The following is a 14,776-nucleotide window of genomic DNA, read 5'->3' as shown; positions in this document are numbered from 1 at the left end:
GTCAGCCCTCCTCCGTCAGCAGCGGGTAGACGCCGTTCTCGTCGTGGTCCTCCCGTCCCGTGACCGGCGGGTTGAACACGCAGATGCAGCGGAAGTCCTCCTTGACCCGCAAGGTGTGCCGCTCGTGCCCGTCCAGCAGGTACATGGTGCCGGGCGTGATGGCGTGCTTCTCGCCGGTCTCGTCGTTGGTCAGCTCGGCCTCGCCCTCGGTGCAGACGACCGCCTCGATGTGGTTGGCGTACCACATCGACGTCTCCGTGCCCGCGTAGAGGACGGTCTCGTGCAGGGAGAAGCCGACGCGCTCCTTGGCGAGCACGATCCGCTTGCTCTCCCAGGTGCCGGACTTGGCCTTCACATGCCGGTCGGTGCCCTCGATGTCCTTGAAGGATCGGACGATCACGGTGAGTTCTTGCCTTTCTCTTATACGGAAGGGGTGGTGGCGCGGTCTGTGGGACCGGGTGTTACGCGGTCTTCCGGCCCGGGGTCACGCGGTCTCCCGATCGGGGGTCACGCGGTCTCCCGGACCGCGCGGGCGAGGGTCCGCAGGCCCTCGTCCAGCTCTTCCTGGGACACGGTCAGCGCCGGCAGCAGCTTGACGACCTCGCCCTCCGGGCCCGAGGTCTCGATCAGCAGACCCAGCTCGAACGCCCGCTTGGCGATGCGGCCCGCCCGCTCCTTGTCGGCGAACTCCAGGCCCCAGACCAGGCCGCGGCCGCGGTACTCGGCGCCGAGCGCGGTGTGCTCCTCGCAGATGGCGCGCAGCGCCGCCTCCACCTGCTCGCCGCGGGCCAGCGTCTGCTTCTCCATGCCGCCGTCGGCCCAATAGGTGTCCAGCGCGGCGGTGGCGGTGACGAAGGCCGGGTTGTTGCCGCGGAAGGTGCCGTTGTGCTCGCCCGGCTCCCAGAGGTCCAGCTCGGGGCGGAACAGCGTCAGGGACATCGGCAGCCCGTAGCCTCCGATGGACTTCGACAGCGTCACGATGTCCGGGGTGATGCCCGCCTCCTCGAAGGAGAAGAAGGCGCCGGTGCGGCCGCAGCCCATCTGGATGTCGTCGACGATCAGCAGCATGTCGCGGCGCCGGCACAGGTCGGCCAGGCCGCGCAGCCACTCCGGGCGCGCGACGTTGATGCCGCCCTCGCCCTGGACCGTCTCGACGATGACGGCCGCCGGGTGGTTGAGCCCGGAGCCCTGGTCCCCCAGCAGCCGCTCGAACCACAGGAAGTCCGGGACCTGGCCGTCCAGGTAGTTGTCGAACGGCATCGGCGTGCCGTGCACCAGCGGGATGCCGGCGCCCGCCCGCTTGAACGCGTTGCCGGTCACGGCGAGGGCGCCCAGCGACATGCCGTGGAAGGCGTTGGTGAAGGAGACGACCGCCTCCCGGCCCTTGACCTTCCGGGCCAGCTTCAGCGCGGCTTCGACGGCGTTGGTGCCGGTCGGGCCGGGGAACATGACCTTGTACGGCAGGTCGCGCGGGCGCAGCACGGTGTTCTGGAACGACTCCAGGAACGCCCGCTTGGCGGTGGTGCCCATGTCGAGGCCGTGGGTGACGCCGTCGCGCTCGATGTAGTCCAGCAGGGCGCGTTTGAGGACCGGGTTGTTGTGGCCGTAGTTGAGCGCCCCGGCACCGGAGAAGAAGTCGAGGTACGTGTGGCCGTCCTCGTCGTACATGTAGCTGCCCTGGGCCCGGTCGAAGACGGCGGGCCAGCCACGGCAGTAGCTGCGCACCTCGGACTCCAGGGTCTCGAAGACACTCAGGGCGGGCGGGGTGATGGTCACAGCATTCTCCTGGGAGATGAGTGGCAGGGGGGTGAGGAGTGATGAACGCGGTGGTGCTGGTGGATCTGGTGGATCTGGTGGATCTGGTGGATCTGGTGGGGGTGGTGGGGGTGGTGGTTCTTGTGGGGGTGCGGACGGTGGACCCGGTCGGGCGTCATGCGCCCAGGGGGCCGATGCGGTACAGCACCTCGGGCTCGTGCCCGCCGTCGGGGAACAGCCCGCCGTCGAACAGCACCTCGCGTTCGACGGCCGCGCCGTGCCGGTCGGCGAAGGAGGTGAACAGCCGGTTGGACGCGGTGTTGTCCGGCGTGATGGTGGTCTCGATCCCCTCGATGCCCGCACTCTTCGCGACCCGGGCGGTCAGCCCGTCCAGCAGGGCCGCCGCCAGTCCCCGGCCGCGGTGCGCGTGGTCGACGGCGACCTGCCAGACGACCAGGATCCGGGGGCGTTCGGGGCGGATGTAGCCGGTGACGAAGGCGACCGGCGCTTCCTGGGAGTCGCGCGCCACCACCGAGGTGGCCGCGAAGTCGCGGCACCACAGCAGGTAGCTGTACGACGAGTTGAGGTCCAGGGCCTTGGAGTCGCGGGCTATGCGCCAGATCGCGGCTCCGTCCGCCACCCGGGGGTGTCCAGCCGCAGTCCCTCCGGCATTTCTGTGAATTCGTTGCGGGCACGTGCAAGGTCTGCTTGTGCGGGGGTCATGGAAATTGAATTTACCCAGCAGGGCTTTGGATTGCATCGTCGGAGGGGGTTACGTGGGAAGGGGGAGTTGTGTTATCGCGCGGGCCGCGCGTGCGTGCGAGCCGACGCCGAAAAGGTGCGATTTGACCGGCACTTATGGGGCAAATTCATGGAGTGTGTGGAGTGTGTCACATCTGTGTAACGTCGGCGAGGCCGGCTCGAATTACCCTCCTCGGGGCTAACAAAATCTTGGCGTTTAAGAATCGCGAAACCGGGCAGACGAATATGGGAAGCTGCAATGAAAAGGCCGTGAATAACCCCGGAATTTAATCCCGGAACTACGCGTGCGGGCCGGACCCGGCGCGGACCGGCCGGCTGCCGCTCCGGGCTCCCGCCGCCTGCCCCTCCGGTCTCCCGGAGGGGCTCGTACAGTGCGGACCATGACTGAGAGCGCGGTGCTGCACATCAAGGGACGGGTGCTGGTCGGGCCGGACCCGGAGGAAGGGGTGCGTGACGAGCTGTGGGTGGTCGGCGGGCGGATCTCGTACGACCGGCCCACCGGGGTCCCGGCCCGCGACGTCACGCGCATCGAGGGCTGGGTGCTGCCCGGCCTGGTCGACGCCCACTGCCATGTCGGACTCGACGCCCACGGCCCGGTCGAGGCCGCGGTCAGCGAGAGCCAGGCCCTGCGCGAGCGCGAGATCGGCGCGCTGCTGCTGCGTGACGCGGGGTCACCGTCCGACACCCGCTGGATCGACGACCGCGAGGACCTGCCGCGCGTCATCCGCGCCGGCCGCCACATCGCCCGTACCAAGCGCTACATCCGCAACTACGCCCACGAGGTCGAGCCGGAGGACCTCGCGGCGTACGTCGCCCAGGAGGCGCGGCGCGGCGACGGCTGGGTCAAGCTCGTCGGCGACTGGCTGGACCGCGACACGGGCGACCTGGGGTTCTGCTGGCCGCGCGGCGCGGTGGCGGCGGCCATCGCCGAGGCGCACCGGCTGGGCGCGCGGGTCACCGCGCACTGCTTCGCCGAGGAGTCCCTCGCCCCGCTGGTGGAGGCGGGCATCGACTGCGTCGAGCACGCCACCGGCCTCACCGAGGAGACCATTCCGCTGTTCGCCGAGCGCGGCGTGGCGATCGTGCCGACCCTCGTCAACATCGCCACGTTCCCCACGCTGGCGGTCCGCGGCGAGGGCAAGTTCCCGCGCTGGGCCGACCACATGCGCAGGCTCCACGCGCGCCGTTACGACACCGTGCGCGCCGCGTTCGACGCGGGGGTCCCGATCTACGCCGGTACGGACGCGGGCGGCTCGCTCCCGCACGGGCTCATCGCGCGGGAGGTCGCCGAGCTGACCAAGGCGGGCATTCCGGCGTCGGCCGCGCTGTCGGCGGCGACCTGGGGCGCCCGGGACTGGCTCGGCCGCCCCGGACTCACCGAGGGCGCCTCGGCGGACTTCGTGGTCTACGACGCCGACCCGCGGGCGGACGTCCGGGTGCTGGAGGACCCGCGCCGGGTGGTGCTGCGGGGGCGCGTGGTGAGCTGATCGCAGTGTGCTGATCATTTCTTCGAACGGGACGGTTGAAGCTCACTCGTTGGTGTGAAGCGGTCCCCAAGTGGCTGTTGGTTCACCCTCCGTAGGTCAACGATGGCGGAGTCGAGGCCGTCGGCGCCCGTGATGTCCCCCGTGGCGATGCGTCGGCGGCTCCAACTCTCTTGTGGGGGTTCCACACTCGTGTCCTGTTCCACCAACTCTGTGTTCGGCGTGCCCGCGCGCCGACTGGCCGCCGCCGCTGCTGTCACCGCCACCACGGCGGTGCTGCTCGGCGCCGCGCCCGCGCACGCCACCGGCAGCGCGAACGGCTCCACCGCCGCCACCGGTCAGAAGGGCACCGCCGACGCGGTCGTCCTCCGTGCCGGGCTTGATGTCTCGCTCCTGAACAAGAAGGTCAACGCGCCGCTGGACGCCGTGCTCAACGAGGTCCACGCGCCGGCCAACGCGAACAAGACCGCGCTCAGCGTCACCCTGGACGGCGTCGACGGGGGCCGCCCCGTCCAGGTGGCGCGGGCCGACGTGGCCAACGCCCGCGCCGCGGTCGACGGGAAGAAGTCGGAGGGCAGCGCCAAGCTCCTGCACGCCAAGGTCTACGTGCCGGGCCTGCCGCTCGTGCCGCTGATCGAGGTCGACCAGGTCACGGCCAAGGCGACGTGCGAAACGGGCAAGCGCCCCAAGGCCGCCGCCAGCATCCCGGGCAGCGTGACCGTGCTCGGCAAGAAGGTCACGCTCAGCTCGTCCGGTACGACGAAGGTCAACGTGCCCGGACTCGGGGACGTCAAGCTCGACCTGGCCCGCACCGCCACCACGGCCCGCACGGCGGCCGCGACCGCGCTCGACCTGAAGGTCGCGGTCAACCCGCTCAAGCTGAACGTGGCGGAGGTCGAGGGGCGCGTCACGCTCGTCGAGGCGAACTGCCGCACGGCGGGCTCGGGAGCGGCCGAGCCGGGCCCGGGCAAGCCCGGTGGCGGTGAGCAGCCCGGCGGCGGCGAGAAGCCGGGCGAGAAGCCCGGCGAGGGCGGCGACTCGGCCAAGGGCGGCTCGGGCACCGGCGTCCAGGCGGGCAAGGGCTCCGGCCCGGGCTCGGAGAACCTCGCCGAGACCGGCGGCAGCTCCACCACCCCGTACATCGCGGGCGGCGCGGCCGCACTGGTCGCCGCCGGCGCGGGCGCGCTCGTCCTGGCCCGCAGGCGCAAGGCGGCCGCGCAGATCGACTAGCGCCTGCTGCGGGCGGGAGCCTGCGGCGCGCGGGTGATCCGCGGGAGCCTTGCACCTGCGGGTGCGGGTGTCCCGCGGGGGCCCGGCGGCGCGGGCGGTCCGTGGAAGCCTGCGGGTGTGGGTGGCCCGCGGGTGGTCCGCGGCGCGCGGTGGTCCATGGTGCGGGCCGGTTGGTGGGGGTGACCTCCGGTCCGCGGCCCGCGCCGCGGACCTTCCCTCCCGGGGCCTCCAGAGATCCCGGAGCCCATGGGCTACCGGGACTCCACGGGATCCGCGAGCTCACGGGGCACTGTGCGCCCCATCCCGTACGCCGGGGTACGGCGGTCGCGTGTATCGGTCGTGACCGCCGCACCCCGGCGTATCCGCGTTACAGGTCCGCGAGAACCTTCGCCAGCGCCTCCGTGAAGCGGTCCGTCGTCGCGCGGTCCCGGACGGCGATCCGCAGCCAGTCCGGGCCGAGGCCCGGGAACGTGTCGCCGCGGCGCACCGCGAATCCGCGGTCGCGCAGCCGGGCGCGGACCGCGGCCGCCCGGGGAAGCCGGATCAGCAGGAACGGCCCCGCCGCCGGCCCGCACACCCGTATCTGCGCGAACTCCGCCAGCCGGCCCAGCAGATGGGCGCGGTCCGCGCCGATCTGCGCGGCAGCCGCCTCGGCCTCCGCCAGCGCCTCCGCCGAACAGCACGCCTCCGCCGCCGCCAGGGCGGGCGTCGACACCGGCCACAGCGGCTGGGCGTGTTCCAGCGCCGCGATCGTCTCGGGGCCGGCCAGCACGTACCCGATCCGCAGACCCGCCAGCCCCCACGTCTTCGTGAGGCTGCGCAGTACGACGAGCCCCGGCAGGTCCGTCACGGAGGCGAGCGACTCCCGCTCGCCGGGCACCGCGTCCATGAACGCCTCGTCCACCACCACGGTGCGCCCGGGGCGGGCCAGCGCGGCCAAGTCCGCGGCGGGGTGCAGCACGGATGTGGGGTTGGTCGGGTTGCCGACCACCACCAGGTCGGCGGCCTCGGGCACCCGCTCCGGGCGCAGCCGGAAGCCGTCGCGCTCGTCGAGGAGCAGCCGTTCGACCGGCCGCCCGGCGTCGCGCAGCGCCGCCTCCGGCTCGGTGAACTGCGGATGCACCACGACCGCCCGCCGGGCGGGCAGCGCGCGGGCGATCAGGACGAACGCCTCCGCCGCGCCCGCCGTCAGCAGCACCCGGCCGGGCGGCAGCCCGTGCCGCGCCGCGACCGCCTCGCGCGCCGCCCGCCCGTCCGGATAGGCGGCGAGCCCGTCGAGGGAGTCGGTGATGCGGGCCTTGAGCCAGGCCGGCGGCGTGCCGGTGCGGACGTTGACCGCGAGATCGGTCAACGCCGCGCCGGGGCCCCGTACTTCGGCGTCACCGTGGTGCCGCAGGTCGAACTCGGTGGGTGTTCCGGCAGGCGGCCCGGCAGGCGATGCGGCGGGCATGGGCGCACGTGGGGGAGCGGCTGGGCGTTTCCCGGTGGATGCGGGCGTGCCCGGTGACCCGGCTGGGCGTCTCTCAGCGGACATGGGCGGGTTCCCCCGTACCGCGGACGCAGCGGCAGTCGCAGGCCGCGTCCGTGCGCGGTGCGGCCTCACCGACCAGCTCCGCGTACCGCTCCATGACCGTCTCCACCAGCTCCGCCACCGGCCCGACGGGCCGCGCGCGCACCACCGCCACCTCCGGGTGCGCCAGCGACCAGCCCTCGGCCTGCTGCCACGCCCGGTCGGTCAGCGCCCCCGCGAACAGTTCGTACGGTGCGACGACGACCCGGCGCGCGCCGAGCCTCGCGCACCGGTCGAGGCCCGACGCCACGTCGGGGGCGGCCAAGGAGACGAACGCCGTCTCCACGCCCGCGAACCCCCGGCCCTCCCACAGCAGCCGGGCGGCGCGGTGCACCTCGGCGTTGGCGGCCGGGTCGGTCGACCCCTTGCCGACCAGCAGCACCGTCGTCCCGGCCCGGTCGGAGGGCCGGCGTGCGACGTTGCCCAGCGCCTCGTCCAGGCGCTGTTCGAGTGCGGTGAGCAGCTTGGGGCGCGGGCCCAGCGGACCCGCGTAGGCGTGCCGGAGACCGGGGTGCCGCGGCAGCGCGTCGGCCAGTTCCGCCGCGACCGCGCGCTCCGCCCGCGCGTCCCCCACCAGGCTCACCGAGACGACCGCCAACCGCTCCGCCCCGCGCCCGGCGAGCCGGGCCACCGCGTCCGCGATCGAGGGCGCCCCCGGCTCGATCAGGCCGCCGGCGACGGGGACATGGGGGTGCTGGGCCGCCACCTCCTCGATGAAGGAGCGGAACACCGCGGCGGCGGAATCGTCTTGGGTGCCGTGGCCTGCGAGGAGCAGCGCGGGCGGCGTGGTCACGGGATCTCCCTGTACGTGGTGCGGGTGGTGCCGGACGGAAGCGGGGCGCGGCGGCGTGGGGCTGTGGGGGCGCCGGGCCGTCGTCCCTCCGAGACGTTACTGACGCCCGCCGTTGTAGGGCCACGCGGGGTGACCCGGGCCACCGTTGTTTCGGCCACGAGCCTCAGGCCGGCGGGCCGGAGCGGAGCGGACTGCGAACGCCTCGTGCGCGGAGCACGGGCCCGGCGCGTGGGCGCGGGCCTGGGGGCGTATGCCCGTCGTGACGGACTGCCGGTCACTGCGGAGTCGTCCCGGCCGCCCTGTTTCGGCCACGAGCGCAGGTCAGTGGGCCGGACCGGGGGTCGCTGATCCGTTGTGCGCGGCGCGCCCGGCGCGTCAGTCGCCCGGCGGCTGCGGCACCGGTCGTGCCGACGCGTCGGCGGTTTGGCTCGGGGCGGCTCCCCAGGCGCCCTCCCATGGGCGGGCCGCATGCCTGCTGAGGCGGGGAGGCTGCCGCCAGGGGGCGCCGAGGTGCGGCCTTCGCATCGCGCCGACGGGGGCGAGGCCCGGTCACCCGAGTGGGGCGGGCCCGACGGGGCCAGGGGCCGGAGGCGTTCGGCGGCGGGCCACCGCGCAGGTTGCCATCGCGGGGCGGCCGCCGCGTCCTTCGGACTTCCGTTTCGGTACGAGCAGTTCGCCGCTCGCCGCGCCGGCCGCCAGCAGGGCGGCGGCCTCCGCCACGCTCGGCGTGCCGAGGGCCGCGTGCGCCGCGGTGGACGGGCCCGGTACCGGGACGGCCGCCAGCGCCCCCGGCTCGTACGCCACCAGCGGTACGCCAAGATCGGCCGCCGCCGCCACCAGGCCCGGCTCCGCGGCCTTCGGCGCGGCGGTCGCCAGGACGACGACGTCGGCGGCGGACAGGTCCGCGTCGGCGAGCGTGCGCCGGATGAGCCCGAGGACCTCCTGGGCGGTCGCGCCACGGCGCGCGCCCACCCCCACCGTGAGGCCCTCGGGGCCAGGGTCGACCGGGGCCGGAGCGGTCTCGGCGGAGGCGGTCTCGGGCGGGGCGGTGTCGGCCGGGGCCGGAGCCGGCCCGGCGCGTTCGCCGCGCCGTGGAGTCTCGGCCGGGGCGGTGTCGGCCGGGGTCGTGCCGTCCGGGGCCGCGGCCGTGCCGCCCAGGACTGGGGCCGGGGCCCTGGGCATCGGCGGCAGCCCGCTCACGTCTGGCACGCGGCGGCGAACCGGGCCGCCGTGGCAGGCGTCGCCGCCCAGTGCACGTGCAGGTACGACGCGTGCACCGCGCCCTGGACGAACCCCTCGACCCGGCGCTCGGGGTGCACCAAGCCCCAAGCGGGCTCGGCGCCCGCGCCCGGTTCCACGGTCGTGCGGTGGAACTCGTGCCCGCGCGTCCGGGTCCCCGCGGCGGCCAGCGCGTTGTCCGTCAGCGCGACGCCCTCCCGGTAGCCCAGCGTCAGCCGCTCCGTCATCCGCGCCCGCGCGGGCAGCACCCCGCACATCGGGTTGCCGTCCAGCGACCGCGCCAGATACAGCAGGCCCGCGCACTCGGCGGCGATCGGCGCACCGGACGCGGCCAGCCGCGCCACGGCGGCCCGCAGCGGCTCGTTCGCGGACAGCTCGGGGCCGTACACCTCGGGGAAGCCGCCGCCGATCACCAGACCGCCGGTGCCGGGCGGCAGCTTCTCGTCCCGCAGCGGGTCAAAGCCCACCACCTCCGCCCCCGCGGCCGCCAGCAGCTCGGTGTGCTCGGCGTACGAGAACGTGAACGCGGCACCGCCCGCGACGGCGACCACCGGTCGCCGTGCCTCCGGCCGCTTCCCGCTCGGCTGTTGCTCGTCCGGCTGCTGCCTCTCAGCGCCGCGCGCCTCAGCGCCGCGCGCCTCAGCGCCGCGCGCCTCCGCGCGGCGGCCCTCCGCGTGGCGCACCTCCTCCGCCGGGTCCCACGCCGCCCCCGCCAGCGGCGGCGCGCTGCGCGCCAGCGCCAGCAGCCCCTCCAGGTCGCAGCCCGCGCGCACCTGCGCCGCCAGCGCGGCCACCGAGTCCACCGCGTCCGCCCGGCGTTCGGCCACCGGTACCAGGCCCAGGTGCCGACTGGGCGCGCGCACCGCCTGGACGCGCCGCAGCGCGCCCAGCACCGGGACGCCCGAGCCCTCCAGCGCGTCCCGCAGCAGCGCCTCGTGCCGGTCCGAGCCGACCTTGTTGAGGATCACCCCGGCGAGCCGGACCTCCGGGTCCCAGGACGCGAAGCCGTGCACCAGCGCCGCCACGGAACGCGACTGCGACGACGCGTCGACCACCAGCACCACCGGCGCGCGCAGCAGCTTCGCCACATGCGCCGTGGACGCCAGCTCGCCCAGCCCGCTCGCCCCGTCGTACAGCCCCATCACGCCCTCGACCAGGGCGAGATCGCAGCCCGCCGCCCCGTGCAGGAACAGCGGCGCGATCCGCTCGGGGCCGCACAGATAGGCGTCGAGGTTCCGGCCGGGCCGCCCGGTCGCGAGCGCGTGGTAGCCCGGGTCGATGTAGTCCGGGCCCACCTTGTGCGGGGACACCGCGAGACCCGCCTCGGTGAACGCGGCCATCAGCCCCGTGGCGACGGTGGTCTTGCCGCTGCCGGACGCCGGGGCGGCGATGACCAGACGGGGGACGTTCATCGCGCGCTCACCACTCGATGCCCCGCTGGCCCTTCTGGCCGGCGTCCATCGGGTGCTTGACCTTGGACATGTCGGTGACCAGATCGGCGAAGTCCAGCAGCGGCTGCGGCGCGTTGCGGCCGGTGATGACGACGTGCTGGGTGCCCGGGCGGTCGCGCAGGACCGAGACCACCTCGTCGGTGTCCACCCAGCCCCAGTGCATCGGGTACGCGAACTCGTCGAGCACGTACAGCTTGTACGTCTCCTCGGCCAGGCAGCGCTTGACCTGCTCCCAGCCCTCGCGCGCCTTCTCCTCGTTGGACATCTCCCCGTCGCGCTGGATCCAGGACCAGCCCTCGCCCATCTTGTGCCAGTCGACGGTGCCGCCCTCGCCGGAGGCGCCCAGCACCTTCAGCGCGTTCTCCTCGCCGACCTTCCACTTCGCCGACTTGACGAACTGGAACACCCCGATCGGCCAGCCCTGGTTCCAGGCCCGCAGCGCCAGTCCGAACGCGGCGGTCGACTTGCCCTTGCCGATGCCCGTGTGCACCAGCACCAGCGGGCGGTTGCGGCGCTGGCGGGTGGTGAGCCCGTCGTCGGGGACGGTGGTGGGTTGTCCTTGCGGCATTACGCGGCCCTCCTGGTCTGCTGAGCGGTCCGTACATCCCGTACCAACGCGGTCACGTTGTCCGCGCGGAGTTCATCGAGGGTGAGCGCGGTGGCGCCCAGCCCGCGGGCCAGCTCCGCCGCCAGCCCCAGTCGTACCGGGCCCGCCTCGCAGTCCACGACCACGGACGCGACGCCCTCGCCCGCCAGCAGCCCGGCGGCCTGCCCGGCCCGCGCGACCGCGCCCCGGCCGCCGGTCGCCCGACCATCGGTCACCACGACCAGCAGCGGGCGGCGCGCCGGATCCCGCATCCGCTCGATCCGCAGTACCTCGCGGGCCCTGAGCAGGCCGGCGGCCAGCGGCGTGCGGCCGCCGGTGGGCAGCTTCTCCAGCCGGGCCGCGGCCGCGTCCACCGACGAGGTGGGCGGCAGCGCCAGCTCCGCGTCCGAGCCCCGGAAGGTGATCAGCCCGACCTTGTCCCGCCGCTGGTAGGCGTCCAGCAGCAGCGACAGGACGGCGCCCTTGACAGCGCTCATCCGCTTGCGGGCCGCCATGGAGCCGGAGGCGTCCACGACGAACAGGACCAGGTTGCCCTCGCGGCCCTCGCGCACCGCCTCCCGCAGATCGTCCCGGCGGATCACCAGACCGGGGCCGCGCCGACCGCGCGCCCGCTGGTGCGGGGCGGCGGCGTGCACGGTCGCCGACAGGTGCAGCGCCGTCAGGGAGCCGCGCGGGACGCGGGCGCCGGTGGTGCGGCCGTGCGCGGTACGGGCGCGCGAGCGGCGCCCGGCCGCCCCCTCGCCCAGCCCCGGGACGTCGAGCTTCCGGGCCTTGAACGGGGCCGCCGCACCGACCGCGCGCTGCTCGGGCGCGGCACCGGCGGGCGGGACACCGGCGCCCTGACCGTCCCCTCCGTCGGCCGCCCCGGCCGGGGTCTCCGTGCTCGTACGCGGGCCCGGTACGGACGGGTCCGGCGCGCCCTCGGAGATCTCACCGGACGGCGGTGCCTGGTCCGGCGTCCGTCCGTCGGGGCTGCCCCCCGGGCCGCCGCCGGGACCGCCGTCCGGGCCCCCGTCCGGATCGTTGCCGGGACCGCCGTCCGGATCGTGGTCCGGATCGCCGTCCGGCCCCTCCGGTTCGGGGTCCGGCTCCGGGCCCTCGTCCTCGTCGGCGAACTGCCGCAGTGTCTCGTCGAGCTTCTCCTCGTCCAGCCCCGGCGCGTCGAACGGGTTGCGCCGCCGCCGGTGCGGCAACGCCAGCAGCGCCGCCTGCCGTACGTCCTCGGTCGTGACGTCCGTACGCCCCGCCCAGGCGGCCAGCGCCGTCGCCGTACGCGCCGTGACGATGTCCGCGCGCATGCCGTCCACCTCGAACGCCGCGCACACGGCGGCGATCTGGCGCAGCGCGCCGTCGCCGAGCCGCACCTGCGGCAGCAGCGCGCGGGCGGCGGCGATCCGCTCCCGCAGCTCGCTCTCGTCCGCCGCCCAGCGCGCCCGGAACCCGCCCGGGTCCTCGTCGTAGGCCAGCCGCCGCCGCACCACCTCGACCCGCTCGTCCGGCACCCGCGACGCCGCGACCTCCACGGTCAGCCCGAAGCGGTCCAGCAACTGCGGCCGCAGCTCGCCCTCTTCGGGGTTCATCGTGCCGACCAGGAGGAACCGCGCCGCGTGCCGCACGGAGACGCCTTCGCGCTCCACGTAGGACGCGCCCATGGCCGCCGCGTCCAGCAGCAGGTCGATGAGATGGTCGTGCAGCAGGTTGACCTCGTCGACGTACAGGATGCCCCGGTGCGCGTCCGCCAGCAGCCCCGGCTGGTACGCCTTGACGCCCTCCGACAGCGCGCGCTCGATGTCGAGCGCGCCCACGAGCCGGTCCTCGGAGGCGCCCACGGGCAGCTCCACCATGCGCGCGGGGCGCGCCGTCCCGCTCCCGGGCTCGTGCGGGCCGTCCGGGCAGCCGGGGTCCGGCGCGGCGGGGTCGCACGAGAACCGGCAGCCTGGGACGGTGCCGATGTCCGGCAGCAGCGCCGAAAGCGCCCGCACCATGGTGCTCTTGGCGGTGCCCTTCTCGCCGCGTACGAGCACACCGCCGATCGCCGGTGAGATGGCGTTCAGCAGCAGGCCGAGCCGCATGTCGGCCATGCCGACGATCGCGGTGAACGGATAGGGGGTGGGGCTCATACGGTCGTACCTCCAAAAATCCAGCCCGTCCTGGGGGTACCTCCCATGCGCGAAGCGCTATGGGGGAGCTTGAGGACGAAGCGAGAAGGTGGGGGTCCCCCCACGCCCCCAAGGGCGTAGGGGGAGGGTAGGGGAACAAGCCTCGGGTGCCGCGCGACGCACTCGCTCACGGCGCCCCCGGTGGAACGAAGCGCAGCCCCGGCGGCACGCCGTCCTCGATCAACCGCAGCAGCGCGTCCGTGTCCGCGTGCTCCTCGATCAGATCGCCCAGCCGGTCCAACTGCTCCTCGCGCAGCGCGCCGAAGGACGTGTCGGGCGCCGGGACGAAGGCCCGGCCCGCGTCCGCCGCGACGCGCCGCAGGAACGCCCGGCGGAAGCCGTCGCTCTCCAGCGAGCCGTGCCAGTGCGTCCCCCACACCGGGCCGACCCGGCAGCCGTCCAGGAACTCCTCGTCGCCGCCGCCCACTTCCGCGACGCCGTGGTGGATCTCGTACCCCTCCACCGGCTCGCCCAGGGCCTCCCCGACCGGCCGCGCGAGGGTCTTCCCGGCGGCGAACCGGATCCGCGCCGGCAGCAGGCCGAGCCCGTCGACCGTCCCGGCCCGCGACTCGACGTCGTCCTCGATCCGTTCGGCGAGCATCTGGAAGCCGCCGCAGATGCCCAGCACCGGCCGCCCCTCGGCGGCGCGCCGTACGACCGCGTCGGCCAGGCCGCGCTCCCGCAGCCACGCCAGCGCCCGTACGGTGCCGCGGGTGCCCGGCAGCACCACCAGGTCGGCGTCGGCCAGCTCCTCCGGCCGGTCCACGAACCGTACGATCACGCCGGGTTCGGCGGCCAGCGCGTCCACGTCCGTGAAGTTCGACATCAGGGGGACGGCGGCGACCGCGACCCGCAGCACGTCCGCGCCGTGCGGCGGCGCGACGACGCTCTCCCGGACCGCCCCGCGCATCGAGACGCGCAGCCCGTCCTCCTCGTCGATGCCGAGCCCGTGCGCGTACGGCAGTACGCCGAGCGTGGGGCGCCCGGTCAGGTCGCGGAGCATGTCCAAGCCCGGCTCCAGCAGCGTCACGTCGCCGCGGAACTTGTTCACCAGATAGCCCGCCACGTGCCGCTGGTCCTCGGCCGACAGCAGCGCCGTCGTACCGAAGAAGGACGCGAACACCCCGCCCCGGTCGATGTCGCCCACGACGACCACGGGCAGCGAAGCGGCCCGCGCGATGCCCATGTTGACGATGTCGGTGCGCCGCAGGTTGATCTCGGCCGGGCTGCCCGCCCCCTCGCAGATCACCGCGTCATGGGTGCGGCGCAGCTCCTCCAGGCACTCGGTGACGGTGCCGAACAGCGCCTCCTGGCGCCCCTGGTGGTAGCCGCGCGCGCTCAGCTCGCCCACCGGCTTGCCCAGCAGCACCACCTGGCTGCTGCGGTCGCCGCCCGGCTTGAGCAGGACGGGGTTCATCAGGGCGCTCGGCTCCACGCGCGCGGCCGCGGCCTGCATCGCCTGCGCCCGCCCGATCTCGGCGCCGTCGCGGGTGACGAACGAGTTCAGCGACATGTTCTGCGCCTTGAACGGCGCCACGGACACGCCCTTGCGGGACAGCCACCGGCAGATGCCCGCCGTCACCACGCTCTTGCCCGCGTCCGAGGTCGTCCCCGCGACCAGCAGGCCACCGCCGAGGCGGCTTCGGCCGCCGCTCATAGGGTCCCCCTTCCCGCGGCCGCCGGCCGCGCTGTGTGCGGGGCGCCGCCCGCGGTAGACCATGCCCGG

11 protein-coding genes and 1 pseudogene are annotated in these 14,776 nt (G+C 74.6%); 2 read left to right on the top strand and 10 right to left on the bottom strand.

What is annotated here, in order from left to right:
* Nucleotide 1: 1 nt before the first annotated feature.
* The 3 genes from Q3Y56_RS07005 to ectA all read right to left on the bottom strand — a co-directional run bounded on the left by Q3Y56_RS07005 (nt 2) and on the right by ectA (nt 2,395).
* On the bottom strand, nt 2-400 hold the full coding sequence (locus Q3Y56_RS07005; RefSeq protein WP_304461083.1) for an ectoine synthase: 399 nt from the start codon (nt 398-400) through the stop codon (nt 2-4).
* A 107-nt stretch (nt 401-507) separates the two neighbouring features.
* Nucleotides 508-1,776, bottom strand: a complete 1,269-nt coding sequence (gene ectB, locus Q3Y56_RS07000; protein WP_304461082.1) for a diaminobutyrate--2-oxoglutarate transaminase — start codon at nt 1,774-1,776, stop codon at nt 508-510.
* A gap of 154 nt (nt 1,777-1,930) precedes the next feature.
* Nucleotides 1,931-2,395, bottom strand: coding sequence for a diaminobutyrate acetyltransferase (ectA, locus tag Q3Y56_RS06995; RefSeq protein WP_369696719.1), 465 nt, complete (start codon nt 2,393-2,395; stop codon nt 1,931-1,933).
* Nucleotides 2,396-2,897: 502 nt separating this feature from the next.
* On the opposite strand from ectA, the gene Q3Y56_RS06990 reads away from it, so the two are divergent.
* Together Q3Y56_RS06990 and Q3Y56_RS06985 are read left to right on the top strand one after the other, a co-directional pair.
* Nucleotides 2,898-4,004, top strand: coding sequence for an amidohydrolase family protein (locus tag Q3Y56_RS06990; protein ID WP_304461081.1), 1,107 nt, complete (start codon nt 2,898-2,900; stop codon nt 4,002-4,004).
* Between the two features lie 219 nt (nt 4,005-4,223).
* Nucleotides 4,224-5,231, top strand: coding sequence for an SCO1860 family LAETG-anchored protein (locus Q3Y56_RS06985; RefSeq protein ID WP_304461080.1), 1,008 nt, complete (start codon nt 4,224-4,226; stop codon nt 5,229-5,231).
* A 367-nt stretch (nt 5,232-5,598) separates the two neighbouring features.
* Here the strand turns inward: Q3Y56_RS06985 and cobC are convergent, their stop codons facing one another.
* The 7 genes and pseudogenes from cobC to Q3Y56_RS06950 form a co-directional block, all read right to left on the bottom strand.
* Nucleotides 5,599-6,681, bottom strand: a complete 1,083-nt coding sequence (gene cobC / locus Q3Y56_RS06980; RefSeq protein ID WP_304461079.1) for an Rv2231c family pyridoxal phosphate-dependent protein CobC — start codon at nt 6,679-6,681, stop codon at nt 5,599-5,601.
* A gap of 73 nt (nt 6,682-6,754) precedes the next feature.
* Nucleotides 6,755-7,594, bottom strand: coding sequence for a sirohydrochlorin chelatase (locus tag Q3Y56_RS06975; protein WP_304461078.1), 840 nt, complete (start codon nt 7,592-7,594; stop codon nt 6,755-6,757).
* Nucleotides 7,595-8,191: 597 nt separating this feature from the next.
* A pseudogene (locus Q3Y56_RS06970) lies at nt 8,192-8,578 on the bottom strand (cobalamin biosynthesis protein); the annotation flags it as partial.
* 212 nt (nt 8,579-8,790) lie between these two features.
* Nucleotides 8,791-10,245, bottom strand: coding sequence for a cobyrinate a,c-diamide synthase (locus Q3Y56_RS06965; protein WP_304461077.1), 1,455 nt, complete (start codon nt 10,243-10,245; stop codon nt 8,791-8,793).
* 7 nt (nt 10,246-10,252) lie between these two features.
* On the bottom strand, nt 10,253-10,852 hold the full coding sequence (gene cobO / locus Q3Y56_RS06960; protein WP_304461076.1) for a cob(I)yrinic acid a,c-diamide adenosyltransferase: 600 nt from the start codon (nt 10,850-10,852) through the stop codon (nt 10,253-10,255).
* Complete coding sequence (locus Q3Y56_RS06955; protein WP_304461075.1) at nt 10,852-13,011, bottom strand: putative cobaltochelatase; 2,160 nt, start codon at nt 13,009-13,011, stop codon at nt 10,852-10,854. Before Q3Y56_RS06955 ends, cobO begins: the two co-directional genes overlap by 1 nt.
* Nucleotides 13,012-13,177: 166 nt before the next feature.
* Nucleotides 13,178-14,707, bottom strand: a complete 1,530-nt coding sequence (locus tag Q3Y56_RS06950; RefSeq protein WP_304461074.1) for a cobyric acid synthase — start codon at nt 14,705-14,707, stop codon at nt 13,178-13,180.
* Between the last annotated feature and the right edge of the window lie 69 nt (nt 14,708-14,776).

This window comes from Streptomyces sp. XD-27 (genome assembly GCF_030553055.1).
Taxonomy (GTDB): domain Bacteria; phylum Actinomycetota; class Actinomycetes; order Streptomycetales; family Streptomycetaceae; genus Streptomyces.
The sequence above is the reverse complement of the archived record's forward strand: the minus strand, read 5'-3'. Positions and strand labels throughout refer to the sequence as shown.